Raw genomic sequence first — 26393 nt, 5'->3', positions numbered from 1 at the left:
CGCCAGATTCAGCGCCAACGCAAGCGGGGGTCTGACCCCGGCCGTTTATTTAGGACGATTCAGTAAATGCGCATGCGCATCGCGCAGCATGGTGGCCGTCGTGTCCCAGTCGATGCAGCCGTCGGTGACGGAGCAGCCGTAGGTCAGTTGCGACAGGTCTTGCGGGATTTTCTGGTTGCCGCCGACGATGTTCGATTCGATCATCACGCCCACCAGCGAGCGGTTGCCCTGGCGGATCTGGTTGACCACGTCGGCCATCACCAGCGGCTGCAGGTCCGGCTTTTTATAGCTGTTAGCGTGCGAGCAGTCGACCACCAGGTTGGCCGGCAGCTTGGCCTTGGCCAGCGCCTGTTCGGCGATGGCGATCGACACCGAATCGTAGTTCGGACGGCCGTCGCCGCCGCGCAGCACGACGTGGCCGTACGCGTTGCCGCGCGTGCGCACGATGGCGACGTTGCCTTCGCCATTGATGCCCAGGAAGGAGTGCGGGTGCGCCGACGACAGGATCGCGTTCACCGCGATGCTGATGTCGCCATCGGTGCCGTTCTTGAAGCCGACCGGCGTCGACAGGCCCGACGACATTTCGCGGTGCGTCTGCGATTCCGTCGTGCGCGCGCCGATGGCGGTCCAGGCGATCAGATCGCCCAGGTATTGCGGCGAGATCGGGTCCAGCGCTTCGGTGGCGGTGGGCAGGCCCAGTTCGCACACGTCGAGCAGGAACTGGCGCGCCTTTTCCATGCCTTCGTTGACCTTGAACGAATCGTCCATGTACGGGTCGTTGATATAGCCTTTCCAGCCCGTGGTGGTACGCGGTTTTTCGAAATACACGCGCATCACCAGCAGCATCGTGTCCTTGACTTCCTCTTGCAGCGCTTTCAGGCGGCGCGCGTAATCGAGGCCGGCGACGGGGTCGTGGATCGAGCATGGGCCGACGACGACGAACAGGCGCTGGTCCTTGCGGTCGATGATGTTGCGCAGCGCTTCGCGGCCGCGGCTGACGGTGTCGAAGGCGCTCTCCGACAGGGGCAGCTTGGCGTGCAGTTCGGCCGGTGTCGGCATGGGCGCGAAAGAGGTGACGTTGATATTTTCGATGTCTGGCGTATTCATGATTCTGGCTCGGCTTTCGCGATTGCGTTCTTTAAGAGGCAATAGTGTAGCGGAAATGCGGCCTGGCGGCGGGGATGGGGCCAAAACGGAATGGTTCAGTTGTTTTTATGGCAGGGCCGGCACGTGGCCGGCCTCCGTGCGCTCAATGGCCGCCGGCCAGGCTGGCGCCAACGCTGTAGCGGGCGATGCGCTGGTAGTTGCCGGCCAGCTCGGGCGGCCGGGGCAGGCCGGGATGGCGCTTCACATGCTCGAGGATGGCGCTTTCGTGCTGGCGTATCTGCGCGTCGAGGCAGGCGATCTGCTGGCGCAACAGGGCGTGCAGCGCATGTTGGCCAGCCTGCAGATGCACATTCAGGCGCGCCGATTCCTGCTGGCGCACGCCTTCAATGGCGTGCAGGCGGCGCAGCCACAGGCGCAGTTCCACGTAGGCGGGCGAGGGCGGCGTCCAGCGCGCCGGGCGCCTGTGCGCACAGTAGTTGGCCAGCACCACGGCGCTGTGCGCCGCGTCATCGGGCAAGCCCTGGCCGCGCAGGTAGTCGTTCAGTTGCGCGGGCTGGGCATCGCAAACCACCATGCCCATGTCGGCCAGCATGCGGGCGGGCGCCTCGCTGTACGGCATATCGAGGCGCATGCAGACGCGCAAGCCGATGACGGGCACGTCGTTCCTTTGCAGCCAGCTGCGCAGCCAGCGGTAGCCGGCCACGTCGTTTTCCAGCACTTTGCACAGCACCTCGTTACCCGAGAGCAGCACGGCTTTCAGCAGCAGCTTGCCCGTTTCGATGCCGACGAAGGCCGTTTCCCGTTTGATCGCGTGTTCCATGATGAGTCCCCCTGTGCAGTTTTATACGCAGCGGCGGCGCGTTTGGATGCAGCCGCGAAGCACCTTCATCAAAAAAATAGCTGGAAAGACCGTTGCATCGGCGCCTATGGCGTCTTCCAGCGCCTCTGCAAGGGGAAAAATCCGTGTAAGCTGGCGCCATGACGACTGTTTCCATACCCCATACCGATGTGGCCGGTGAGCCATTCCCCGCAGCACGTTTCATCAAGGAAATAGGACGTGGCAAGAACGGCGCGCGCAGCATGACGCGTGACGACGCCTGCGCCCTGTACCGCGCCATGCTCGAGGGCCGCGTGTCGGACCTGGAACTGGGCGGCATTTTATTGTCGATGCGCATCAAGGGCGAGTCCGTGGACGAGATCGCCGGCTTCCTCGACGCTGCCGAAGCCTCATTCGCCCCGCTGGCTGCGCCGGCCGGTGAATTTGCCCCGATCATCATTCCCAGCTACAACGGCGCGCGCAAGATGGCCAACCTGACGGCCTTGCTGGCGCTGCTGCTGGCGCGCGCGGGCGCACCCGTGCTCGTACATGGCGTGACCAGCGATCCGGGCCGGATCACGACGGCCGAAGTGCTGGCCGCGCTGGGCGTGCCCGCCTCCACGGACCATGCGCAAGCCGAGGCCGCCATGGCGCGCGGAGAGGCCGCCTTCCTGCCCATCGAGGCCCTGGCGCCGCGCCTGGCCTGGATGCTGTCGCTGCGGCGCGTGCTGGGCGTGCGCAATTCCACGCACACCCTGGTGAAAATCATGCAGCCGTTTGCCGGTCCCGCCCTGCGTCTGGTGTCGTACACGCATCCCGAATATCTGGAAATGCTCGGTGAATATTTCCTGACCGCCTCAGATCCCGCGCGCGGCGACGCTTTCCTCATGCGTGGCACGGAGGGCGAGACGGTGGCCAACGCCAACAAGGCGCAACAGATCGACTGGTTCCATGGCGTGGAACGCACGGTGCTGGTGGAAAAGCAGTTGCTCGTGGAAGAGTTGCCGCATTTGCCGGCCGAGCGCGATGCGGCCACCACGGCGGCCTGGATCGCGGCCGTGCTGCGCGGCGAGGTGCCCGTGCCGCCGTCGATCGCCGAGCAGGTGGAACAATGCTTGACGACATCGCGACAGATTGCGGCACGGCCGCGCTAGCCGCGCCGCCGCAGTTTACAATGGCGTCTTTGTAATCAGCGGTGACCGGAATTCTTATGGCAAAACAATTTGATGTGGCAGTGATCGGCGCGGGCGCGGCCGGCATGATGTGTGCGGCTGTGGCCGCCCAGCAGGGCAAGCGCGTGGTGTTGATCGATCACGCGGCCAAGCTGGCCGAAAAGATCCGCATCTCCGGTGGTGGGCGGTGCAATTTCACCAATATTAACGCCACCCCGCAAAATTTCCTCTCGGAAAACCCGCACTTCTGCAAGAGCGCGCTGTCGCGCTATATGCCGCAGGATTTCCTCGCGCTGGTGAAAAAATACCGGATCGGCTACCACGAGAAGCACAAGGGCCAGCTGTTTTGCAATGAATCGGCCGAGCAGATCATCGACATGCTCAAGGATGAGTGCGCCGCTGGCGGCGTGCATTGGCGCATGCCGTGCAAGATCGACAATGTTGTCCAGCAAGCGGACGGCGGCTTCGTGCTGCAGACCGATAGCGGCGACATCGAGACGGCCAGCATCGTCATCGCCACGGGCGGCCTGTCGATCCCGAAGATCGGCGCCACGGATTTTGCCTACCGCATCGCCAAGCAATTCGACTTGACGATGGTCGAACCGCGTCCGGCCCTGGTGCCGCTGACGTTCGATGCTGCCAGTTGGGCGCCGTTCGCGGAATTGTCCGGCATCGCCTTGGAAGTCGATGTGGAAACGGGCAGCCTGAAAGGCCGCAAGGCGACGGGCGCGCGTTTCCGTGAAGACTTGCTGTTCACGCACCGTGGCCTGTCGGGGCCGGCGATTCTACAGATTTCCAGCTACTGGCTGCCGGGCGAGCCCATCGTCATCAACCTGTTGCCGGAAGTGGACGTGGCGCAGACCTTGATCGAAGGCAAGGGTACCCTGAAGAAGCAGCTGGGCAATATCGTCGCCCAATGGCTGCCGCAGCGCCTGGCGGACTGCCTGCTGGCCGTCAACGGCCTGGCGCCGGACGCGCGCATCGCCGACATGCCCGATGCGCAGCTGCGCAAGCTGGGCCAGGCCATCAATGCCTGGTCCATCGTGCCGAACGGTTCCGAAGGCTACCGCAAGGCCGAAGTGACGCGGGGCGGCATCGATACGCGCGAACTGTCGCAGCAGACCATGATGGCCAATAAAGTGCCGGGCCTGTATTTCATCGGCGAATCGGTCGACGTGACGGGCTGGCTGGGCGGCTACAACTTCCAGTGGGCCTGGGCTTCGGGCGTGGCGGCAGGTATTGCCTTGCAGTAAGCTACTCTGTAATATGGGGTTCTGGCGCCCGGTGCGCCGATCCCGGTGCGTGGTTTACGCCACATTCCGGCAGCGACAGCAGGCTGCATGCCGCACGCAAGTGGGGGAGGGGCTTCCCTTTCCGAATAAAAGCTGCTACTATCTATCTCTTCCTATACACCACCTCAACGGTTTGAATTTTACATGACCACTATTCGCCTTAAAGAAAACGAGCCGTTCGAAGTCGCAATGCGTCGCTTCAAACGCACCATCGAAAAAACGGGTCTGCTGACCGAATTGCGCGCTCGCGAATTCTACGAAAAGCCAACAGCTGAGCGCAAGCGCAAGCTGGCAGCTGCTGTCAAGCGTCATTACAAACGCATCCGCAGCCAACAACTGCCGAAAAAATTATTCTAAGACTGTTCAGTCAGAACCAACCCGGGTAGTTCGGCGCATTGTTCGCCACGGGTTTTGTTTTGATTCGCCTGGAGTGATACTTCAGATGAGTCGCATACCCGCTCCGGTTCGCCGCAGCGGGTTTTCGCTTTTGTGGCCGCCTGCTTGGAGTGCCTGCACGAGCATCGAACCCTACTTACCAACACGAGGATTGCCATGAGCTTGAAAGAACAAATTACCGAAGACATGAAAAACGCCATGCGCGCCAAGGAAACGGGCAAGCTGGGCACGATTCGCCTGTTGCTGGCGGAAATCAAGCGCAAGGAAGTCGACGAGCGCATCGAATTGACGGATGCCCACGTGACGGCCATCGTGGAAAAGATGATCAAGCAGCGCAAGGATTCGATCACCCAGTTCGAAGCCGGTGGCCGCGCCGACCTGGCCGACATCGAAAAAGCCGAGCTGGTCCACCTGATTGGCTACATGCCTGCCGGCCTGTCGGACGAAGAAGTGGCGGCCGAAGTGGCTGCCGCCGTGGCCGCCTCTGGCGCCGCCGGTCCGCAAGACATGGGCAAGGTCATGGCCATCGTCAAGCCGAAGCTGGCTGGCCGCGCCGACATGACGGTGGTGTCCGCCCTGGTCAAGAAAGCCTTGACGCCGGCAGCGTAAGCATAAATAGTAGCAAGGGCTGCCAGCCGTCGCGCTGGCAGCCTGTTAACAGCCCACACGTTGACCTGGCTCAACCTCAGGCCACGTGCGGTAGTATAGTCTGACCTATAACAAGACCCGCCCTAGCCAGTGATACCTCAATCCTTTATTTCCGATTTGCTCAACCGCGTCGATATCGTCGATGTCGTGGGGCGCTATGTGCAACTGAAAAAAGGTGGCGCCAATTTCATGGGCTTGTGCCCGTTCCATAGTGAAAAGTCGCCCAGCTTTACCGTCAGCCCCACCAAGCAGTTCTATCATTGCTTCGGCTGTGGCGCGCATGGCACCTCGATCGGCTTCCTGATCGAGTACTCGGGCATGGGCTTTGTCGACGCCGTCAAGGACCTGGCGCAGAACGTGGGCATGGTCGTGCCGGAAGCGGACGACAAGATTCCGCCAGCCCAGCGCGCGCAGATCCAGGCGCAAAGCCTGGCCCTGTCCGACGCCATGACGCAGGCCTGCGATTATTACCGCGGGCAATTGCGCCACGCGCCGGAAGCCATCGCCTACCTGAAGAACCGGGGCTTGACGGGCGAAGTGGCCGCTCGCTTCGGCATGGGTTTCGCGCCCGGCGGCTGGGACAATCTGCGCTCCGTCTTCCCCGACTACGATGTGGTGGCCCTGGCCGAGGCCGGTCTCGTGATCGACAAGGTCGATGAGGAGGGTAATAACCGCAAGCGCTATGACCGTTTCCGCGAACGCATCATGTTTCCGATTCGCAATACCAAGGGGCAGGTCATCGCCTTTGGCGGCCGCGTGCTCGACCATGGCGAACCGAAATATCTGAATTCGCCGGAAACCCCCTTGTTTTCCAAGGGATTCGAACTATATGGGTTGTTCGAGGCGCGCCAGGCCATCCGCGACGCCGGCTACGTGCTGGTGACGGAAGGGTATATGGACGTGGTGGCGCTGGCGCAGATGGGTTTCCCGCAGGCGGTGGCCACCCTGGGCACGGCGTGCACGCCCACCCACGTGCAAAAACTGCTGCGCCAGACCGATAACGTGATTTTCAGCTTCGACGGCGACAAGGCCGGCCGCCGCGCCGCCCGCCGCGCGCTCGAAGCGAGTCTGGCCCACGTGTCGGACAACAAGACCATCAAATTCCTGTTCTTGCCGTCGGAACACGATCCGGACAGCTATATCCGCGAATTCGGCGCCGAAGGTTTTGAGCAGCAAGTGCATGAAGCGATGCCGCTGTCGCAATTCTTGCTGAAAGAAGTGTCGGGCGAGCATGACCTGTCGGAGCCGGAAGGGCGCGCCCGCGTGCAGTTCGACGCCAAGCCCCTGTTGCAGCTGATGGCGCCGTCGTCCCTGCGCCTGCAGATCGTGCGCGGCCTGGCGCAACTGACGCAGTCCACGCCGGCCGAGATCGAGGCCCTGTTCGAGCTGGCCAAACCCGTTGCCGTGGCGCACCGCGCGCCGCCGAAATCGGGCCGTCCCGTGCCCGTGGGCCTGGAATTGAAGATCATGCGCATGCTGGTGGCGCACCCGCCCTTGACCTTGCGCATCGACGAGGCGGCTCTGGCTGCCTTCCAGCACCTGGGACCCGATGCGGCGCACAGCTTGGGGCAGCTGGTGGCCGTGGGCCAGGCCTTGGGCGAGCACGGCAGCTTTGCCGCGCTGGCGCAGCAGTTGAAGGAGCTGGGCAGCGAATATGACGAGATCATCGGCGAGATCGCGGCCGGCACGGAATCCGATTACGACAGCGAATTGTCGTGGCTGGTGAGCACCATCCGCGAGATCAAATTGAATGCCTTGAAGGCGGAATTGCAGCAATTGTTTGCGTCGGGTTTGCCATCGGAGAAAATTGGTGTACGCTACCGCGAAATCATGCAGGAGCAGGGGGCGCTGGAACGCGAGCGCGATGCCGAGTTGGTGAATCGCTAACCTTGCTCTGAGGGTATGGCGCGCACTGGAAAAACATTTTTCGCGTGCTATAATTAAATGCTAAGTATTGTGTGCTTTGGCAAGCTAGTTCTGTTTCGTAAATAGTATTTGTTTTCAGTAAGTTAGGCTCTTGATCGGCGCGGTGGATCGTGTCGGCAGCCAGGGCCAACAGGCGCTTTCGGCGTTGCGGGCAAGGCTCGCGGACGCTGGCAAGCCGCGCCAGGCTCTCGCTCCCAACGCGGTCGATGCAGGAATTTTTGCCGAGGCGGCTGGCAACAGCCGGTGGACAGGAATTGCTGCGCTTCCCGCGGATCGTGGCCGATGAGGTGTAAGTAACGTAACAGTGTCGAATTTGCGTAGTCGGCAGGTTCGAAGATGGTGGTTCCCGCAGGTAGACAGGGAACTGGCAGCAAACTTTATCCTAATCCACCGTAAAGCAAGTCGTTGTGTAATCGAAAGCGCCTGTGCCAATCAAGAAACCCGAATCCAAAGCGGCTGCAAAGCCCACTAAAGTTACCACGAAAGCCGAAAAGGCGCTCGACCGGCCAGAAGCGCGCGTCACCAGCGCGCCCGTGGTCAGCCAGACCACCGACGCCGCCACCCTGGCGGCCATCGATACGTCAGGTTATGTCTTGCCGTCGGTAAAAGTGCCAGGCCGCCGCGGCCGCAAGCCCAAAGAATTCCAGCCAGAAAATGATGAAGTCGCCGCCCTGAACGCCGTCGAGCGTGCCGAACTGAAGGCCGTCGACAAGGCCAAGGCCAAGGACCGCAAGGCGAAGGAGCGCGCGTTGCTGAAGGACGCGTTCTCGTCCGACACGGAAGCGAGCGAGGAAGAACTCGAGCGTCGGCGCCAGAAACTCAAGACCCTGATCAAGTTCGGCAAGGAACGCGGTTTCCTGACGTATGCGGAAATCAACGATCACTTGCCCGAAAACATAGTCGATCCGGAAGCCATCGAAGGCATCATCGGTACCTTCAACGACATGGGCATCGCCGTCTACGAGCACGCGCCCGATGCGGAAACGTTGTTGCTGTCCGATAACGTTGCCGTCGTCACCAGCGACGACGAGGCGGAAGCGGCGGCCGAGGCCGCATTGTCGACCGTCGATTCCGACTTCGGCCGCACCACCGACCCCGTGCGCATGTACATGCGCGAGATGGGCTCGGTCGAGCTGCTGACGCGCGAAGGCGAGATCGAGATTGCCAAGCGCATCGAAGATGGCTTGAAGGACATGATCCAGGCCATTTCCGCCTGTCCCGTGACGATCGCCGAGATCATCGCCGCCGCCGACCGCATCGCCAACGAAGAGATCAAGATCGACGAAATCGTCGACGGCCTCGTCGATGAAAACGAACCGGTCGCCGCCGCCCCTGTCGTGGCCGCGCCCGTCGAAGAAGACGAGGAAGAGGGCGAAGCGGAAGAAGAGGAAGAAGAAGAGGAAGAAGAAGCGAGCGCTTCGGGCGCCGCCGGCTTCTCGGCGGAACAGCTGGAAACCCTGAAACGCACGGCGCTGGAAAAATTCGCCATCATTTCGCAGCAGTTCGACAAGATGCGCCGCGCCTTCGAAAAGGAAGGCTACAACTCGAAACCGTACGCCAAGGCGCAGGAAGCCATTTCGCAAGAATTGCTGGGCATCCGCTTCACGGCCAAGGTCGTGGAAAAGCTGTGCGACACCCTGCGCGGCCAGGTGGATGAGGTGCGCCATATCGAAAAGCAGATCCTCGACGTGGCCGTGAACCGCTGCGGCATGCCGCGCGCCCACTTCATCAAGGTCTTCCCCGGCAATGAAACCAACCTCGACTGGGTCGATGGCGAAGTCAATGCAGGACACGCCTACAGCGCCATCCTGGGCCGCAACATTCCAACCGTCAAGGAACTGCAGCAGCGCCTGATCGACCTGCAAGCGCGTGTCGTGCTGCCGTTGCCGGACTTGCGCAACATCAACCGCCAGATGGCGGCCGGTGAAATGAAGGCGCGCAAGGCCAAGCGCGAAATGACGGAGGCCAACTTGCGTCTGGTCATTTCGATCGCCAAGAAATACACGAACCGGGGCCTGCAATTCCTCGACCTGATCCAGGAAGGCAACATCGGCCTGATGAAGGCCGTCGACAAGTTTGAGTACCGCCGCGGCTACAAGTTCTCGACCTATGCGACCTGGTGGATCCGCCAGGCGATTACCCGCTCGATCGCCGACCAGGCGCGCACGATCCGCATTCCCGTGCACATGATCGAAACGATCAACAAGATGAACCGTATCTCGCGTCAAATCCTGCAGGAAACGGGCGCGGAGCCCGATCCGGCCACCCTGGCGATCAAGATGGAGATGCCTGAGGACAAGATCCGCAAGATCATGAAAATCGCCAAGGAGCCGATCTCGATGGAAACACCGATCGGCGACGACGACGATTCCCATCTGGGCGACTTCATCGAGGACAACAACACCCTGGCGCCGGCCGACGCAGCGCTGCACGCGTCCATGCGGGGCGTGGTCAAGGACGTGCTCGATTCCCTGACGCCACGCGAAGCGAAAGTGCTGCGCATGCGTTTCGGCATCGAGATGTCCACCGACCACACGCTGGAAGAAGTAGGCAAGCAATTTGACGTGACGCGCGAGCGCATCCGCCAGATCGAAGCCAAGGCGCTGCGCAAGCTGCGCCACCCATCGCGCTCCGATAAGCTGAAAAGCTTCTTGGAAGGCAACTAGAAGCCAATAGGGCTTGACGTGCGCCCCTGATACCCCTATCCTCGCGTGTCCGTTTCCAAAACGGCCGCGCGAGGCGCGCATCAACAGCGCCGCCACGCCGCAGTCCCCGGGCCTCTAGCTCATGCTTGGTTAGAGCAGCGGACTCATAATCCGTTGGTGCCGTGTTCGACTCACGGGAGGCCCACCAGAATTTAGCAAGAATAGAACGAGCCCCGACAGGTGACTGCCGGGGCTTTTTTCGTGCTGTCGTACAATCGCGGCATAGCGATTGATGAGGGATGGAACGAGATGACGGCTGAAGTGAAGATTGACGATATCGTGGTGGGTGACGGCAAGGCGGCGGCGCGTGGCGCGCTGGTGACTGCTCACTATCGGGGCTGGCTGGAAGATGGGACGGAGTTTGACTCGTCGCACAAGCGGGGCGAGCCTTTTCGCTGTGTGTTGAGCAATAACAAGGTCATCCAGGGCTGGATTTTGGGTTTGCATGGCATGCAGGTGGGCGGCAAGCGCAAGCTGTGGGTGCCGGCGGAGCTGGCGTATGGCGAGCGGCAGGTGGGCTTGATACCGCCGAACTCCAATTTGATCTTCGAGATCGAATTGCTGGAAGCGCTGACGCGCGATTGATCGCTTGACACGCAATCAGGCGGGCAGGGTACTTGCCTTCACTCCGGCTTTTTGCGTGAGCAGTTGCTCGATGTCGGCGCGCAGCGCTTGCTGGGTGGGGAAGTTGGCATAACGCAAGGTCACGTAGCCTGCCAGCCTGAGCATGGCGTCGCGTTCCTTGTCCTGGCGTTCGCGGCCGGCGTGGCTGCGGTCGTCGAGTTCGATCACGGCGATGACGTGCAGTTGCTGGCTGCACAGCACAAAATCGGCCACCTTGCGGTCGAAACGGTTTCTGTTTGCCCATCCCTGCACCGTCACCAGCGCGGAAAACGCCACTTGCGCCAGCACCGTACATTCCGGCAAGGCCTTCTGCAGCAGGTGGTACATCTGCTGTTCGCGCGCCGTCATGACGGGTTTTCTTTGCAGGCGCAGCGGCCTGCGCGACTTGGCAGCCTGGCGCGTGGCCAGCATGGCAAGGAACAGGATCACTGCCGCGATGGCGATCAGGACGGTGTAGGAAGGCATGGGCTGGCACCAGAATGGACGAGCTCTGATGGTACGCGAACAGCGGCGTGTTTTCGTGCCGCTGCCAGCGTATTTCCGGTGGTGCGCTTGTTGGCGATCAAGCCTGTTTCAAGTTGACCGGCATCATACCCAGCACCGGCACGATGTCATGCAGGCTGGCCACTTCATAGGTGGGGATGGCGGCCGAGGTGTTGGCCATGCTGTCCGGATTGAACCAGCAGCTGGCTATGCCGTAGCGGTTGGCGCCGAGGATGTCGGCGTCCAGGCGGTCGCCGATGATGATGGTCGTATCCTTGCTGAATGCGCGCGCCATGTTGGCGGCATATTCAAAGAAGCGCACGTCCGGCTTGGCGTGGCCGCACGCTTCGGAGGTGGCGACGAAGGAAATGTAGTCGCTCAGGCCGGATGCGGCGATGCGGCGGTTCTGGATGGACTCGACGCCATTGGTGATGATGCCCACTTCGCCGATGCGCGACAGCGTTTCGCACACTTCTTTGGCGCCATCGATGAGCACGACCGTGTCCGGCAGCGAGTCCAGATACAGACGGCTGGCCAGTTCCGGATCGATGGCGATGCCGTTCAGCGCAAACGTCTTGCGGAAGCGTTCCACCTTCAGGAAGTCCTTGCTCACATCACCCGTTTCGAAACGTCTCCACAGGTCGACGTTGATCGCCTGGTACTGGGAAAACAGCGCGTCGATGTTGTCGCGCAAGCCCAGTTCGTGCATGGTGTGCAGGAACGAGCGTTTTTCGGATGCCCGGAAGTCGAGCAAGGTATCGTCGAGGTCAAACAGGAATAGCTTGTATTTCATGGCGTGTCATTGAAAGGAACTTGGCTTGCATCGTAGCACGTAGCGATGAGTTCGGTTGGCCGTGCCCCGCGCGGGCGATCCACCACAACCGCTGCCAGACTTGTCACACGCACTCCGTTTTTTCCCATGAGCATGCATGAGAAATTCGGTCCAAGCACTATTTGCACTGAAAACTTATTTTCTTCGTTCGCTGTTGGATGGCTGCGGTGCACTGTTTGACTTCCGGCAAATCCAAGCGCAGGTAGCGTTCGGTACCGGCATACAGGCAGTCCACTTGAAACAGATAGTGGGGGGCATCGAAATTGATATTCCAGCGCTGATACAAGGTGCCGACACGTGTCCACTCCCTGATCGGGGCCAGAATAGGCAAGGCTCCGCCATCCACCGGCGGCTGATTCGCCGGATAGGACAGCACGCGCACGCTGTCGAGCCTGGCGGCTGGCAGGTTCCAGGTCAATGGAGCTGCTTGCGGGCAAGAAAGAGGGGCTGCTGCAGTTGGCTGCATCGTTGTGGCCGCGATAGCCAATGCCAGCAGTGCGAGCGGCTTCATTCGACCACCGAATAGAGCTCAGGGCGATTCGATGCGCCTGCCGCCGAACGGCCAAAGTGGATCACGCGGGCGCTCGGTTTGTGGTTGCGCCACTGGTCGAAAATTTCAATGCCGCCAGGCACCTGGCGAATGAAGAGCGCTGCATGGTTGCTCTGCCGCAAATTCTGATAGCGGCCATTGACGAAGGTGGCAATCAGCGTGCCTTTCGCGATGCCACCTTTTTCCAGCAGGTCCGGCACTTTGTCGCCTTCGCTCCAAAGCGACGAGGCACGGGCGCCAGTGAGGTGCCTGGCCAGGGTGACGCACTCGCCATTTCCTACGATCTCTTTTTGCTTTGCATAGTCGGCACGCGCAATGTAGGGCATAGCGTTTCTCTCTCTGGATGACGGTAGAGAGAGCGTACGCAAGATGCGGGCAGGTATCTTGATGTGCGCCAGGGCAATACGACGCATTGACGCGTGTCATGACCCCGCCTGGCGCACGGGCACCCTACATATCCGCCCACCAGTTGAGCAAGGTTTCATCATCGTCGTCATCGAGGTTGACGTAGATGTTGGCGAAGTACCATTCCACGCCCGTCGCTTCGCGGAAGGCGTCGAAGGGACCGTTGACGTTGTAGATGCCGTGATGCCCCGGCACGCTGAAGGTGAGGTTACCCTTGTACTGGCCGTCCATGGTGCCGCCGAGCTGGCTTTGTACGTCGCGTTCGAGCTGGTCCACTGCCTCTTGCGACACGTCGTCGGCATAGATCTGGATGCAGAAGTTGCCGCCGCGTTTTAATACTTCGGCGGGGGCGAGCGGGTCGGCGATGCTGACGATGTCGCCGCGCGCCAGGTTCAGGGTCAGGCCGGGTGAGGCCAGCAGTTCGTAGACGTGCTCGTCGATCTGGCGCGCGGGCAAGGTTTCATACACGGGGCCGCTGGAGTTTTCGCCTGCCAGTACGCGGATGTGTGGCAAGCCTTCGCAATTGATGTCTTCCATTCATTCTTTCATGGTGCCGGCGCGCCGCGCTGTTGGGCGCGCCAGATAGGGGAATACCAATATTGTAACGGGTGCGTGCCTGCTGGGGCCGCACCTGCCGCAGGCAGTTCCCTCGGTGGTTCAGACTGGCGGCGCGGCCAGGAAGGCGGGCAGGGTTTCCGCCGAGCGCGTATAGGCGTGGATGGCCGGGTAGTCAGCCGGTTTGACGATATCGGGCGTTTCCAGCTGGGCGAAGCTCCAGCCGACGGCAATGGTCACGCCCGTCTGGTCGATGGTGCCCGTCTCGCCAGGCAGAGGCAGGCGCGCGCATTCCTGTTCCAGCAGGCTCCACGCGGCGTGCAATTGCATGCTGACCCGTTCCAGCCATGGCGCGTGCTGCTTGTCGAGCGGGCGCAACTTGCGTTCGTAGACGATTTGCACGGCCTTTTCATAGGCGGCCAGCGCCAAGCCTGTCAGGCGCAGTGCGCGCACGCTGTTGGCGAGGTCAGGGATGGAGGTGGCGGGGCGCAGCAGCGACAGATATTGCAGGATCAAGGTGGAATCCATCAGCACTTGCCCGTCGTCCAGGACCAGGGTCGGCACCTTGATGACGGGATTGATTTCGCGCACGGCATCCATGTTGCGGAACACGGACAGCGGCAAGTGCTCATAGTTAATGCCCTGCAGTTGCAAACAGATGGCGACCCTGCGCACATAGGGCGAGTCGAGCATGCCGATCAGTTTCATGGCCAGTCTCCGGGGAAGTCAGCGGGAATGCCTACGATACCCGCTTGCCTGCCCGTTTGCCAGCATGGTGCTTAATTGTGTGCGCTGATGCCGCTGCGGAATTGTTCGAAACCGGCGCGGGCGGCCTTGTAGCAATTGCCGGCGGCCGCTTCCAGGCCTTCGCGGTCGAGTACTTCGACCGTGCCGCGGCGGTACTGGATCAAGCCTTCGTCCTGCAGCTTGCGGGCCGTGACGGTGATGCTTTCGCGGCGCACGCCCAGCATGTTGGCCATGGTGTCTTGCGTCACCTTCAGCTCGTTCGACAGCGAACGGTCGAGGCGGTCCAGCAGCCAGCGGCACAGTTTTTGTTCGATGCTGCAATGGCGGCCCCCCACCACGTTCTGCGCCATTTGCGCAAACATGGCGCTGGTGTAGCGCATCAGCAATTGCGCCAGGGCGCCGCCTTCATTGAACACTTCGCGCAGGAAGGCCGTTTTCAGGCGGTAGCCGTAGCCGGCCGTTTGCACGATGGCGGTGCAGGTGGCGCGCTCCGCTTCGTACAGCACCACGCCGGCCACGCCTTCGCGGCCGACGACGGCGATCTCGGTGGTGGCGCCGTCTTCCATCACATACAGCAGGGAAACGATGGCGTTGGTGGGGAAGTACGTGTATTCAATCTTGCCGCCGCAATCGAACAGGTGCTTGCCGGCAGGCAAAGCGACCAATTCCAGTTGGCAAAACAGGCGCTCCAGATCGGCGCGCGACAAGGCGCGCAGCAATTCGTTCTGTTGCGCGCCCGTGATGCTGATCATGGGCGTGGCGGGAGCGGCTTGCCAGTTGTGCTGGGCGGCTGCGTGGGCATTCGTTGCTGGTGTCAGGTTGCTATAAGCTTTGTACATGGTAGGGCCTCGTCTTCTGATTTTGTTGGATGGCGCTGCTTTTATGGCTTGCTAGCGTTGTGCTGAATCTTGTATCCACTATAGGACCAGAGGGTGCTGGCGGGCATCGGATGAGCCGACGTGCTTATGTAGGCTGGGAACATTGCCCCGTGTCATCCGACTCCTACGCCTGCTGCTGGATTTTTCCCTGTGGAAACAAACGTGCTTGGGTAAAAAACGCCACCTTCCCGCTATGCGTGAACTTTGGCCGCACGCCGCGATCAAACCACTCTGCGCTGCAGTACGACGGTGATAAAATGTTGCAATACGGAAATTTGATATGTGTGCCGGTATGAGCTTGCTCTCCATCACTGCTCACTTTTGTCCCGTTTGTTTAATGAAGGAAAGCAACGCATGAAATGGTTTTTTGATTTGAAAATTGCCACCAAGCTGATCTTGTCGTTTGGCGCCGTGCTGTTATTGACGGCGGCCTTGGGCGTGTCGGCGATCTTGTCCATGGCGCGCATCAATGCCGCATCGACCGACCTGTCCGACAACTGGATGCCCAGCGTGCTGACGGCCATGAATATGCGCAGCGATGTCAGCGATTTCCGCCGCTGGGAGCTGGCGCACATGCTGGCCGCGCAGGATGCCGACATGGCGCAGAACGAAACGCGCATGACGGAAACCCAGGCCAAGCTGAAGGCCGATGCCGACAAGTACCGCGGCCTGATTTCCGCAGCGGGCGAGAAGGAAGTGTTCGAGCGCTTCCTGGCGCTCAACGAAGAATTCATGCGCCTGCATGCAACCATGCTGAGCCTGTCGCGCGAGATGAAAAAGGAAGAGGCGCGCGCGCTGGCCGTGGGGCCGTCGGCCCAGGTCATGCTGGACATGATGGCGGCCCTCGATAAACTGGTGTCGATTAATACGGACGGCGGCGTGCGCTCGAGCGCCAGCGCCGATGCAACCTATGCGGCCTCGCGTGCCAGCCTGATCGGCTTGGTCGTGGGCACCGTCGTCATCGGCATGCTGCTGGCATTGTGGGTGGCGCGCAGCGTGGCGCGTCCGCTGATCGAGGCCGTCGGCGTGGCGCGCCAGGTGGCCGCTGGCGATCTGACGGCACAGATCGTTGTGCAATCGCAAGACGAAACGGGGCAGTTGATGCAGGCCCTGAAAGACATGAATGCCAGCCTGCAAAAGCTGGTGGGCCAGGTACGCAGCGGCACCGAGACCATCGCCACGGCGTCGAGCCAGATTGCCGCCGGCAACCAGGATTTGTCGTCGCGCACGGAAGAGCAGGCCAGTTCGCTGGAAGAAACAGCCTCGTCGATGGAAGAGTTGACCTCGACCGTGAAGCAGAATGCGGACAATGCGCGCCAGGCCAACACCATGGCGCTGACCTCGTCGAGCATCGCCATCGAAGGTGGCAAGGTCGTCGGCGAAGTGGTGGGTACGATGGCATCGATCAACGAATCGTCGCGCAAGATCGTCGACATCATCGCCGTCATCGACGGCATTGCTTTTCAGACCAATATCCTGGCCTTGAATGCCGCCGTCGAGGCGGCGCGCGCAGGCGAACAGGGGCGCGGCTTTGCCGTCGTGGCCACGGAAGTGCGCAACCTGGCGCAACGCTCGGCCGCGGCGGCCAAAGATATCAAGGTCCTGATCGGCGATTCGGTCGAGAAAGTCGAGGCGGGATCGAAACTGGTCGACCAGGCGGGCCGCACGATGGATGACATCGTTGCCAGCATCACCCGCGTGACGGATATCATGAGCGAGATCACGGCCGCCAGCAGCGAGCAGAGCGCCGGTATCGAACAGGTTAACCAAGCCATTGCCCAGATGGACCAGGTGACGCAGCAAAATGCGGCCCTGGTGGAAGAGGCGGCCGCTGCGGCTGAGTCGATGCAGGAGCAGGCCGCCAGCCTGAGCGCCGTCGTCAGCGTCTTCAAGCTCGACGCGGTCAGCGCCGCCGGGAGCCAGCCGCGCGCGTCCGCCACCGTCAAGGCGCCGGCAGCCGTAGCGCCAGCAATGGCGTCGCGTCAACTGGTCAGCACGGCGCGTCGCGCGGCGCCGGTGGATGAGTGGGAAAGCTTTTAATGTAAATTAAGTCAAGCGCGCTTGCGCGGCTTTTTGATGCCCTGGGCAGCGGGCGCGGCAGCAGCTTGCTGGCGCTGTTGCCAGGCCTTCAGGGCTTCTTCGTAGGCGGCCAAGTCTTCCTGGTACATTTCCAGCACGCAAAAGGTGCAACCGCTATGGCAGCATTCGTCATTGCCCGGTTTGCTGGGCGCTTGCGGTTGCGGATCGTGGGGTAAAGGCGCGGTGGGCATGGCGAGGGCAGGGAGTGGAGCAGCAGGCATAGCAGCTGGCATAGGATCTGGCATAGGAACTGGCATGATACGGCATCCCGGCGTGCCGTTGCTGGAACGCTTTTTGCTCAAAAATCACGGTTTCCGTGTACAGTTGCGGTGAATTAGGGTATCGTTTACAGCACTGATATTGTATCTTCTGCGCGCGATGTTCCGCCGGCGCGATCTCCGCCGCCATCGCAGCACATCTCTTCGACGCTCCCGCATACGCCTTCCAGCATGTCCCGGAGCCCGGAGGTGCCGCAAGAACAATGATCCATGGCTTGCAAGACGGAGCTGCCTGTGCCCCGAAATGTTGTTTATTGAGAAAGCATGGCTTCCGCAGTGCGGAGGCACACCAGAAAATTTATGTCTGAAACCGAATCGACTCCTACGCCCAGCCCGGCGATTGCCCCTGAAGCGGCGCCCGCCGCCGCTGCGCCTGCACCAGCACCTGCCGCATCCGCTGCTCCCAGCCTGACTTTTGCCGACTTCGGCCTCGCGCCTGAAATCCAGCGCGCACTGACCGACCAAGGCTACACCCATCCGACACCGATCCAGGAACAAGCGATCCCCGTAGTGCTGCAAGGCCGCGATGTGATGGGTGCCGCGCAAACGGGCACCGGCAAGACGGCCGGTTTTTCCTTGCCGATCATCCAGTTGCTGATGGCGCATGCCAGCAGCAGCATGTCGCCGGCGCGCCACCCGGTGCGCGCGCTGATCCTCACGCCGACGCGTGAACTGGCGGTGCAAGTGGCCGAAAACGTCAAGGCTTACGCCAAGCACACGCCGCTGCGCTCGACTGTCGTCTTCGGCGGCATGGACATGAAACCGCAAACCGTCATCCTGCGCGGCGGCGTGGAAATCGTCATCGCCACGCCGGGCCGCTTGCTCGACCATATCGAGCAAAAGAACATCAGCCTGAGCCAGGTGCAGATGCTGGTCATGGATGAAGCGGACCGCATGCTGGACATGGGCTTCCTGCCGGACTTGCAACGCATCATCAACTTGCTGCCGAAGCAACGTCAGAACCTGATGTTCTCGGCCACCTTCTCGCCAGAAATCAAGAAACTGGCCGCCACCTTCCTCAACGATCCGCTGACGATCGAAGTGGCGCGCAGCAACCAGACGGCCGACAAGGTCACGCAAGTGGTCTACAAGGTGACGGAAGACCAGAAGCATGCCCTGGTAGCCCATCTGTTGCGCCAACGCGACCTGAAGCAGGTCATCGTATTTTCGAACACCAAGATCGGCGCTTCGCGCCTGGCCCGCGTGCTGGAACAGGAAGGCATGAGCGCCACGGCGATTCACGGCGACAAGAGCCAGCAGGAGCGCATGGCGGCGCTGGAAGCGTTCAAGAAGGGCGAGATCGACGTGCTGGTGGCCACCGATGTGGCGGCGCGCGGCCTGGATATTTCCGACCTGCCTTGCGTCATCAACTTCGACTTGCCGTACAACGCGGAAGATTATGTGCACCGCATCGGCCGCACGGGCCGCGCCGGCGCCTCGGGTGACGCCATCTCGATCTACTCGGATAAAGACGAGCGCTTGCTGGCCGATATCGAGAAACTCATCAAGCAAAGCATCAAGCGCGGCGAATTGACGGGCTTCAACCCGGCTCCCGCCCGCAGCGGCGACAGCGAGCGCCGTCCGCCGCGCCGCACCGAAGGTGGCGAGGCGCGTCCCGCGCGCGCGCCCGACAGCCGCTACGCGGGCGATGCCGAGACGCGTCTGGCGAGCCGTCCGGCCGACCGCGCCAGCCGTCCCTTCTCCGCAGGGCCGCGTCGCGACAAGACCGATCCGTGGTTCCTCAAACCGTATGAGCCTGCGAAAGTGGCCGCGCCCGTCGTTGCCGCCAACGTCCCACCCGCGAAGCCCAAGCAAAAAGTTGCCGCATTGCTCGGTGGGTTAATGAAGCGCTAGGTCTGTCGGCATTTCGCCTACTTTCCTGTAGGCATTTTCCTCTTATGCGCCATCAAATGGCGCATTTCTGTATATTCTTCACGCAGAAACAATATTTATTTATCCGCATTCTTTATTTTCGGAAACTGTTTTGCTTGTAATTTTTTTTAGATATCTAGGAAACTTTCTATGGTAATTCAATGCTCAATAAGTTATAATTATAGCAATTATCTTGAGGCAATTTATTTACCTTAGTTTAAATTGGCAATGGAATTTCATTGTTACCTTGTGTTACAAGCTTGTTAAATAGTTGCTGCGTCTGCGATACTTCGTCTACTAGGCGTGCTGAGCGTGCTCAGAGCGGCCTATTGGAATGTCAAACGTGGAGGCAAGTTGGTGAGTCAGGTGAGTGAGATGCTTTCAGGTGATACTCTTTGCAAGATCCATGGGTCTGCCGAGCGTTTTGCAACTGCTAATAAAAAAGAGCATAATGGTACTAGAATGGTAACAAATTCTTGTGGTGATAAGACTGCTGCCGCCAAGGTGGCGATCTTGCTGTGCACCTACCATGGGCAGCGCTATTTGGCCGAGCAGCTTGATTCGTTTGAGGCGCAAACCCATGCCAACTGGGAAGTGTGGGCGTCCGACGATGGCTCGAAAGATGCCACGCATGATATTCTGGAGGGGTACAGAGAGAAGTGGGGTAGCGAGCGCCTTTCCATACATTTTGGTCCCGCTGGAGGCTTCGCAGCCAATTTTCTCTCACTGACTTGCAAGGCAGATATAGCTGCTGACTACTTCGCCTATTCCGATCAGGATGACATATGGGAGGCCGATAAGCTGCAGCGTGCTTTGGATTGGCTGAGTACTGTACCAGAAGGTGTGCCCGCTTTGTATTGTTCGCGCACCCGCTTGGTGGATGGAGATGATTGCGAGATCGGCCTATCTCCCCTTTTTCCAAAGAAACCTGATTTTGCAAATGCACTGGTGCAAAGTATCGGTGGTGGCAATACCATGGTATTCAATGTTGCGGCGAGCAAGTTGCTGCGTGATGTGTGTGATGGCTTATCTGTGCTTACGCATGACTGGTGGAATTATCTGGTAATCAGCGGCTGTGGCGGCAAAGTCTTTTATGATGCTTATCCTTCGCTACGTTACCGTCAGCACAGCGATAATGTGGTAGGGATGAATTCCAGCTGGATGGCGCGCCTGGCGCGTATCAAAATGCTGTTTCAGGGACGCTTCAGGCAATGGAATGATGAGCATATTGCCTCCTTGCAACTAATGCGCGACAGGTTAACGCCCGAGAACCGTCAACTGTTGGATATTTGGGCAACTTCGCGGAATCGCTGGCTGTTGCCTCGCATGTGGGGATTGTGGAAAGCCGGAATTTATCGTCAGACAGTATTCGGCAATTTGGGTTTAATTGTGGCAGCAATATTTAAAAAGATATAAAAAATGAGCATAATCGTAACGGGTGGCGCGGGATTTATCGGTAGTAATTTTGTTCTGGATTGGCTTGCTCAATCCGCTGAAACGGTGATTAATCTTGATAAGCTGAGCTATGCTGGCAATCTGGAAAACTTGATTAGTTTGCAAGGTAACTCGTCTCATCAGTTTGTAAAGGGCGATATTGCGGATACCGATCTGCTTGTTGCGTTGTTGGCTCAGTATCAGCCCCGTGCCGTACTGAATTTTGCGGCAGAGAGTCATGTTGATCGTTCCATTCTGGGCCCTGGCGAGTTTGTTCAGACCAACATCGTCGGTACATTTAATTTGCTTGAGGCTGTGCGCTCCTATTGGGGCGCGTTACCGGGTGCGCAGAAGGCAGAATTCCGCTTTCTCCATGTTTCTACCGATGAAGTGTATGGTTCGCTGGCTCCGGATGCGCCTGCTTTCACGGAGACGCATCAATACGAGCCGAATAGTCCGTATTCCGCCAGCAAGGCGGCAAGCGACCATCTTGTGCGGGCCTACCATCACACGTATGGCTTGCCTGTCTTAACCACCAATTGTTCGAATAATTATGGTCCATATCATTTCCCGGAGAAATTGATCCCGTTGATGATCGTCAACGCCCTGGCCGGCAGGCCTCTGCCTATCTATGGCGATGGGCAGCAGGTACGCGACTGGCTGTACGTGAAGGATCATTGCAGCGCCATCCGGCGCGTGCTGGAAGCCGGTACCTTGGGCGAGGTGTACAACGTGGGCGGATGGAACGAAAAGCCGAACCTGGAAATCGTGCATACCGTGTGCGCCTTGCTGGACGAGTTGCGTCCGCGCGCGGATGGACTGAGCTATGGCGAGCAGATCACGTATGTGACCGATCGCCCAGGCCATGACCGCCGCTATGCCATCGACGCGAGCAAGATTGAGCGCGAATTGAACTGGAAACCTGCAGAGACCTTTGCCACTGGCATCCGCAAGACGGTCGAATGGTATCTAGCCAACGCATCCTGGGTCGCCAACGTGCAGTCCGGTAGCTATCGTGACTGGGTCACGGCAAATTATGCCGAGCGCCAGGCATGAAGATTTTGCTCTTTGGTAAAGGTGGGCAGGTAGGCTGGGAGCTGCAGCGTAGCTTGGCCGCCTTGGGTAGCGTGACCATGGTTGGCACGGATAGCCAGCCATTGTGTGGTGATTTCCGCGACCTCGATGGCATCGCGGCCACCGTCCGTGCCATCGCGCCTGATGTGATTGTCAATGCGGCCGCCTACACGGCAGTCGACAAGGCGGAGAGCGACGCCGATAGCTGCCGGCAGATCAATGCAGCGGCGCCTGGTGTACTTGCTGCGGAGGCCAAGCGGTGCGGTGCGCTGCTTGTGCACTATTCCACCGATTATGTGTTTGATGGCAGTGGCACCGAGCCTTGGCAAGAAGATAATGATGCCGGTCCGCTGAGCGTTTATGGCGCCACAAAGCTGCAAGGCGAGCAACTGATCCAGACCTCTGGCTGCCACTACTTGATCTTCCGCACGAGCTGGGTCTATGCAGCGCGCGGCGGCAACTTCGCCAAGACGATGTTGCGCTTGGCCAGCGAACGCGAACAGTTGTCCGTCGTCAATGACCAGGTTGGCGCTCCTACCGGTGCTGATCTCATCGCCGATGTCACTGCGCATGCAATCATTGCGGCACGGCAGGACCCGCAACTGGTGGGTGTTTATCATCTTGCCGCCAGCGGCGATACCTCTTGGTATGGTTATGCATGCTTTGTGCTGGAAGTTGCACGTAAGAAGGGAGTCGCCTTGAGAATTCATGCGGACGCTATTACTGCGGTCGATAGCACGGCTTTTCCTGCCCCCGCGCCGAGGCCGAAAAACTCCCGTCTTGATACGCATAAATTGCAAACGGCTTTCTCCTTGTTGATGCCGCGATGGCAGCCGGGGGTGGAGCGCATGCTTACTGAAATTATTGAGAGATAGTCATGAATAAACAACGCAAAGGTATTATTCTCGCTGGTGGTTCTGGGACGCGTCTGTATCCGGTGACCCAAGCCGTGTCGAAGCAACTGTTGCCGGTGTACGACAAACCGATGATTTATTATCCGCTGAGCACCTTAATGCTCGCCGGTATACGCGACATATTAATTATTTCCACACCGCAAGATACGCCGCGCTTCGAGCAATTACTGGGGGATGGGCACGCATGGGGCATCAATCTGCAGTATGCCGTGCAGCCGGAGCCAGAGGGTCTCGCGCAGGCATTTATTATCGGAAAGGATTTTGTCGGCGAGGATTCTTGCGCGCTGGTGTTGGGCGACAATATTTTTTATGGTCATGACCTGCAGGGCCAACTGGAACGTGCCGCCTCGCAGGCTGCGGGAGCCACGGTCTTTGCCTATCATGTCCAGGATCCTGAGCGCTATGGCGTGGTTGACTTTGACGAGGATGGCCAGGCGACCAGTCTGGAAGAGAAACCAGTGGCACCGAAGAGTAATTATGCTGTGACCGGCCTGTATTTTTATGATAACCAAGTCCTCGATATTGCGGCCAGTTTGAAGCCGTCTGCACGCGGGGAACTTGAGATCACCGATGTCAATCGAATCTATCTCCAGCGCAAACAGTTGAACGTCGAGATCATGGGACGTGGTTATGCCTGGCTGGATACGGGCACGCACGAGAGCTTGATCGAAGCGAGCAATTTCATTGCCACCATCGAGCATCGGCAAGGACTGAAAGTGGCATGCCCCGAAGAAATTGCTTACCGCAAGGGCTTTATTGACGCGGCACAAGTCGCCAAGCTGGCGGAGCCGTTGGCGAAAAATGGCTATGGACAATATCTGTTGCGTTTGCTGAAAGAGGGAGTGCCGCGTTGAAATTAATCAGCACACAGATTCCTGACCTTTTGATTCTGGAGCCGAAAGTTTTTGGCGATGAGCGTGGGTTTTTTTTCGAGAGTTTCAATCAACGTCAGTTTAAACAGTTGACCGGACTGGATGTCGATTTCGTTCAGGACAACCATAGCCGCTCGGCAAGAAATGTTTTGCGCGGACTACACTATCAAATCCAGCAGCCACAGGGAAAATTGGTGCGTGTCGTACAGGGCAAAGTATTTGACGTTGCAGTTGATTTGCGGCGGAGCTCGCCTACGTTCGGCCAGCACGTCTGTCTTGAACTGTCTGCGGAAAACAAGCGCATGTTCTGGATCCCTCCAGGTTTTGCGCACGGCTTCGTGGTGCTTTCAGAGAGCGCGGAATTTCTATATAAAACAACGGATTACTGGGCGCCGGAGTTCGAGCGTTCCCTGTTGTGGAATGATCCTGCCTTGGCAATTGAGTGGCCGTTGGACGGCATGCCGCAGTTGTCTGCAAAAGATCAGGCTGGGAAAAGTTTCGATACCGCAGAGTGTTTTGCATGAGTCAGCATGCTGTGAGTGTCAATCCGCATGCGGCTCATCCCACATCACCTGTCGCCTTGGCAAAAAGCCTGTGGCGAAATCGGCAACTGGCCATGCAAATGACTAAGCGTGAAGTGGTCGGCCGCTACAAAGGCTCGGCGATGGGCCTGGCATGGTCGTTTTTTAATCCTGTTTTTATGCTGTTGGTCTACACCTATGTATTTTCCGAGATTTTCAAGTCGCGTTGGAATGGACTGGGCGGTGACGGTACCAAAACCCAGTTTGCCATCGTGCTGTTCGTTGGAATGATCGTGCAGGGTTTGTTTTCTGAAATGCTGAACCGGGCGCCGACCTTAATTCTCGGCAATGCCAATTATGTCAAGAAAGTAGTATTTCCTATTGAAATATTACCTGTGGTGAATATGGGTGCCGCACTATTTCACAGCTTGGTGAGCATCGTCGTTCTATTGATGGCATTTGGCATTTTTAATGGTTATCTTCAGTGGACCGCGATCTTCATCCCGCTGGTTTTGCTGCCATTGGTCATATTAACGCTTGGTATCGTCTGGATTCTGGCGTCACTGGGTGTATTTTTGCGCGATGTCGGTCAGTTTATTGGTGTTATTACCACTGTGCTAATGTTTCTAGCACCAGTGTTCTATCCTATCAGTGCGGTCCCTGCGTCGCTCAAGCCGTTTATCATGGCCAATCCCATGACGTTCATTATTGAACAAGCACGGGATGTACTTGTGTGGGGGCATATGCCTGATTGGGCTGGCTTGATTGTGTATACCGCAGTTGCCATATTGATTGCCTTGATTGGTTTTGTCTGGTTTCAAAAGACCAGAAAGGGTTTTGCGGATGTCCTCTGAAGAAATTGCTATTCGGGTTGAGAATCTCAGTAAATGCTATGAAATTTATGACAACCCCCGTGATCGTCTGAAGCAATTTGTGCTGCCGCGTCTACGAAGCGGGGCCGGCCTGAAGAAAAAACAGTATTTCCGCGAATTCTGGGCGCTCAAGAATGTGTCATTCGAAGTAAAAAAAGGTGAAACTTTCGCAATTATCGGACGCAATGGCAGTGGCAAGTCCACGTTGCTGCAGATGATTTGCGGAACCTTGAGTCCCACGAGTGGCTCTGTGCAGACGAATGGCCGCATTGCCGCATTGCTAGAGCTTGGCTCCGGCTTCAATCCAGAGTTTACTGGGCGTGAAAACGTCTATATGAATGCTTCTGTATTGGGCCTCAACAACGATGAAATTGATGCGCGCTTCGATGATATCGTGAGTTTTGCCGATATCGGCAGCTTTATTGAACAGCCAGTCAAGACCTATTCCAGCGGCATGATGGTAAGGCTGGCATTTGCCGTCATTGCCCATGTGGATGCAGATATCCTCATCGTTGATGAGGCGCTTGCCGTGGGTGATGCCTTTTTTACGCAGAAGTGCATGCGCTTTATGCGTAATTTCATGAAGAATGGCACTGTCCTCTTCGTTAGTCACGACACGGGCGCCGTCGTGAATTTGTGTAACAAGGCGGTATTGCTGGAACGTGGTGAGTTCAAGGAAGAAGGTACGCCCAAGGAAGTCATCGAGCATTATTTGGCGACCCTGTATGAGTCGACGACCGAAGCGGCGCAAGCCAAGACCGGGCGCGACATCGTGGCGGCAACGCGGGCCAAGGCAATGGAACTGCCCCACGTTGACATGCGGGCATCGTTGTTCAATGGCTCGACCTTGCGTAATGATATCGAGGTGTTTCAGTTTGATCCAGATCAGGCTGGCTTTGGCACAGGCGAGGCAAAAATCTTCTCAGTGCGTTTGCTCGAACCGAGTGGTGCGCCGTTGTCGTGGATAGTTGGTGGTGAGGAAGTGGTATTGGAAATTCGATGTCTTGCCCAAAGCGATATTCTGCGCCCCATCATCGGTTTTCAATTCAAGGATCGTTTGGGACAGGTAATCTTCGCCGATAACACATTCCTCGTTTATAAGAATAGTCCGGTTGCTGCGGCTGTGGGTACGGAACTGACCGCACGGTTCGAGTTCCGTCTTCCCGTACTGCCGTCGGGGGATTACAGTATTTCGCCTGCGATCGCCGACGGTACGCAGGACGATCATGTCCAGCATCACTGGTTGCACGATGCACTGATGGTGCGCGTGCATGCCAGCTCGGCGTGCTTTGGTTTGATTGGCTTGCCAATGACAAGAATTAGTTTGGAGATTGAATAAG

26 protein-coding genes and 1 tRNA gene are annotated in these 26393 nt (G+C 58.8%); 17 read left to right on the top strand and 10 right to left on the bottom strand.

Annotated elements, in window-relative coordinates:
• Nucleotides 1-45 precede the first annotated feature (45 nt).
• Both IGS55_RS20625 and IGS55_RS20620 read right to left on the bottom strand, forming a co-directional pair.
• On the bottom strand, nt 46-1107 hold the full coding sequence (locus IGS55_RS20625; RefSeq protein WP_230518440.1) for a 3-deoxy-7-phosphoheptulonate synthase: 1062 nt from the start codon (nt 1105-1107) through the stop codon (nt 46-48).
• Between the two features lie 142 nt (nt 1108-1249).
• On the bottom strand, nt 1250-1927 hold the full coding sequence (locus tag IGS55_RS20620; protein ID WP_230518441.1) for a hypothetical protein: 678 nt from the start codon (nt 1925-1927) through the stop codon (nt 1250-1252).
• Nucleotides 1928-2085: 158 nt separating this feature from the next.
• On the opposite strand from IGS55_RS20620, the gene ybiB reads away from it, so the two are divergent.
• From ybiB to IGS55_RS20580, 8 genes are all read left to right on the top strand, one after another.
• Nucleotides 2086-3078, top strand: coding sequence for a DNA-binding protein YbiB (ybiB, locus tag IGS55_RS20615; RefSeq protein WP_230518442.1), 993 nt, complete (start codon nt 2086-2088; stop codon nt 3076-3078).
• Between the two features lie 56 nt (nt 3079-3134).
• Entirely contained in the window at nt 3135-4349 is a 1215-nt protein-coding gene (locus IGS55_RS20610; RefSeq protein ID WP_230518443.1) for an NAD(P)/FAD-dependent oxidoreductase, read from the top strand.
• A gap of 183 nt (nt 4350-4532) precedes the next feature.
• A complete protein-coding gene (gene rpsU, locus IGS55_RS20605; protein ID WP_008451879.1) occupies nt 4533-4745 on the top strand; it encodes a 30S ribosomal protein S21 in 213 nt (70 codons plus the stop codon).
• A 195-nt stretch (nt 4746-4940) separates the two neighbouring features.
• Nucleotides 4941-5393: a GatB/YqeY domain-containing protein gene (locus IGS55_RS20600; protein WP_070223119.1), complete on the top strand. Its 453-nt coding sequence runs from the start codon at nt 4941-4943 to the stop codon at nt 5391-5393.
• Between the two features lie 129 nt (nt 5394-5522).
• Nucleotides 5523-7319 carry a DNA primase gene (dnaG, locus tag IGS55_RS20595; RefSeq protein ID WP_230518444.1) on the top strand — a complete coding sequence of 599 codons (1797 nt, stop codon included), beginning with the start codon at nt 5523-5525 and terminating at the stop codon, nt 7317-7319.
• Between the two features lie 464 nt (nt 7320-7783).
• Nucleotides 7784-10024, top strand: coding sequence for an RNA polymerase sigma factor RpoD (rpoD, locus tag IGS55_RS20590; protein ID WP_034746980.1), 2241 nt, complete (start codon nt 7784-7786; stop codon nt 10022-10024).
• 108 nt (nt 10025-10132) lie between these two features.
• Nucleotides 10133-10211, top strand: a tRNA-Ile gene (locus IGS55_RS20585).
• Between the two features lie 101 nt (nt 10212-10312).
• Complete coding sequence (locus IGS55_RS20580; protein WP_230518445.1) at nt 10313-10648, top strand: FKBP-type peptidyl-prolyl cis-trans isomerase; 336 nt, start codon at nt 10313-10315, stop codon at nt 10646-10648.
• A gap of 15 nt (nt 10649-10663) precedes the next feature.
• Here IGS55_RS20580 and IGS55_RS20575 read toward each other — a convergent pair whose 3' ends face one another.
• The 7 genes from IGS55_RS20575 to IGS55_RS20545 form a co-directional block, all read right to left on the bottom strand.
• Nucleotides 10664-11152: a DUF2726 domain-containing protein gene (locus IGS55_RS20575; protein WP_230518446.1), complete on the bottom strand. Its 489-nt coding sequence runs from the start codon at nt 11150-11152 to the stop codon at nt 10664-10666.
• A gap of 97 nt (nt 11153-11249) precedes the next feature.
• Complete coding sequence (locus IGS55_RS20570; protein ID WP_230518447.1) at nt 11250-11963, bottom strand: YjjG family noncanonical pyrimidine nucleotidase; 714 nt, start codon at nt 11961-11963, stop codon at nt 11250-11252.
• 157 nt (nt 11964-12120) lie between these two features.
• On the bottom strand, nt 12121-12513 hold the full coding sequence (locus IGS55_RS20565) for an STY0301 family protein (RefSeq protein ID WP_230518448.1): 393 nt from the start codon (nt 12511-12513) through the stop codon (nt 12121-12123).
• Nucleotides 12510-12965, bottom strand: coding sequence for a BPSL0067 family protein (locus IGS55_RS20560; protein ID WP_230518449.1), 456 nt, complete (start codon nt 12963-12965; stop codon nt 12510-12512). Before IGS55_RS20560 ends, IGS55_RS20565 begins: the two co-directional genes overlap by 4 nt.
• 37 nt (nt 12966-13002) lie before the next feature.
• The gene (locus IGS55_RS20555) at nt 13003-13494 is read right to left on the bottom strand and encodes a DUF4265 domain-containing protein (RefSeq protein ID WP_230518450.1); all 492 of its coding nucleotides are present in this window, start codon (nt 13492-13494) and stop codon (nt 13003-13005) included.
• A gap of 120 nt (nt 13495-13614) precedes the next feature.
• Nucleotides 13615-14220, bottom strand: a complete 606-nt coding sequence (locus IGS55_RS20550) for a glutathione S-transferase (RefSeq protein ID WP_230518451.1) — start codon at nt 14218-14220, stop codon at nt 13615-13617.
• 71 nt (nt 14221-14291) lie between these two features.
• Nucleotides 14292-15011, bottom strand: a complete 720-nt coding sequence (locus tag IGS55_RS20545) for a Crp/Fnr family transcriptional regulator (protein ID WP_034747863.1) — start codon at nt 15009-15011, stop codon at nt 14292-14294.
• A 480-nt stretch (nt 15012-15491) separates the two neighbouring features.
• Here IGS55_RS20545 and IGS55_RS20540 point away from each other — a divergent pair, with 480 nt between their 5' ends.
• A complete protein-coding gene (locus IGS55_RS20540) occupies nt 15492-17177 on the top strand; it encodes a methyl-accepting chemotaxis protein (RefSeq protein WP_230518452.1) in 1686 nt (561 codons plus the stop codon).
• 11 nt (nt 17178-17188) lie between these two features.
• Here the strand turns inward: IGS55_RS20540 and IGS55_RS20535 are convergent, their stop codons facing one another.
• Entirely contained in the window at nt 17189-17407 is a 219-nt protein-coding gene (locus IGS55_RS20535; protein ID WP_230518453.1) for an oxidoreductase-like domain-containing protein, read from the bottom strand.
• A 387-nt stretch (nt 17408-17794) separates the two neighbouring features.
• Here IGS55_RS20535 and IGS55_RS20530 point away from each other — a divergent pair, with 387 nt between their 5' ends.
• The 8 genes from IGS55_RS20530 to IGS55_RS20495 all read left to right on the top strand — a co-directional run bounded on the left by IGS55_RS20530 (nt 17795) and on the right by IGS55_RS20495 (nt 26392).
• Complete coding sequence (locus IGS55_RS20530) at nt 17795-19348, top strand: DEAD/DEAH box helicase (protein WP_230518454.1); 1554 nt, start codon at nt 17795-17797, stop codon at nt 19346-19348.
• Nucleotides 19349-19741: 393 nt separating this feature from the next.
• On the top strand, nt 19742-20782 hold the full coding sequence (locus IGS55_RS20525; RefSeq protein WP_230518455.1) for a glycosyltransferase family 2 protein: 1041 nt from the start codon (nt 19742-19744) through the stop codon (nt 20780-20782).
• A 3-nt stretch (nt 20783-20785) separates the two neighbouring features.
• Nucleotides 20786-21856: a dTDP-glucose 4,6-dehydratase gene (rfbB, locus tag IGS55_RS20520; protein ID WP_230518456.1), complete on the top strand. Its 1071-nt coding sequence runs from the start codon at nt 20786-20788 to the stop codon at nt 21854-21856.
• The gene (rfbD, locus tag IGS55_RS20515; RefSeq protein WP_230518457.1) at nt 21853-22749 is read left to right on the top strand and encodes a dTDP-4-dehydrorhamnose reductase; all 897 of its coding nucleotides are present in this window, start codon (nt 21853-21855) and stop codon (nt 22747-22749) included. Before rfbB ends, rfbD begins: the two co-directional genes overlap by 4 nt.
• 2 nt (nt 22750-22751) lie before the next feature.
• On the top strand, nt 22752-23642 hold the full coding sequence (gene rfbA / locus IGS55_RS20510) for a glucose-1-phosphate thymidylyltransferase RfbA (protein WP_230518458.1): 891 nt from the start codon (nt 22752-22754) through the stop codon (nt 23640-23642).
• Nucleotides 23639-24184: a dTDP-4-dehydrorhamnose 3,5-epimerase gene (gene rfbC, locus IGS55_RS20505; protein ID WP_230518459.1), complete on the top strand. Its 546-nt coding sequence runs from the start codon at nt 23639-23641 to the stop codon at nt 24182-24184. The genes rfbA and rfbC overlap by 4 nt, the downstream gene beginning before the upstream one ends.
• Nucleotides 24181-25035, top strand: coding sequence for an ABC transporter permease (locus tag IGS55_RS20500; RefSeq protein WP_230518460.1), 855 nt, complete (start codon nt 24181-24183; stop codon nt 25033-25035). Before rfbC ends, IGS55_RS20500 begins: the two co-directional genes overlap by 4 nt.
• Nucleotides 25025-26392, top strand: a complete 1368-nt coding sequence (locus IGS55_RS20495) for an ABC transporter ATP-binding protein (protein WP_230518461.1) — start codon at nt 25025-25027, stop codon at nt 26390-26392. The genes IGS55_RS20500 and IGS55_RS20495 overlap by 11 nt, the downstream gene beginning before the upstream one ends.
• Nucleotide 26393: the final 1 nt, after the last annotated feature.

It is taken from the genome of Janthinobacterium sp. EB271-G4-3-2 (genome assembly GCF_020858035.1).
GTDB classification, from domain to species: Bacteria; Pseudomonadota; Gammaproteobacteria; order Burkholderiales; family Burkholderiaceae_D; genus Janthinobacterium; species Janthinobacterium aestuarii.
Note: the sequence above shows the minus strand (reverse complement) of the source record. Positions and strands in the feature narration are given on the sequence as shown.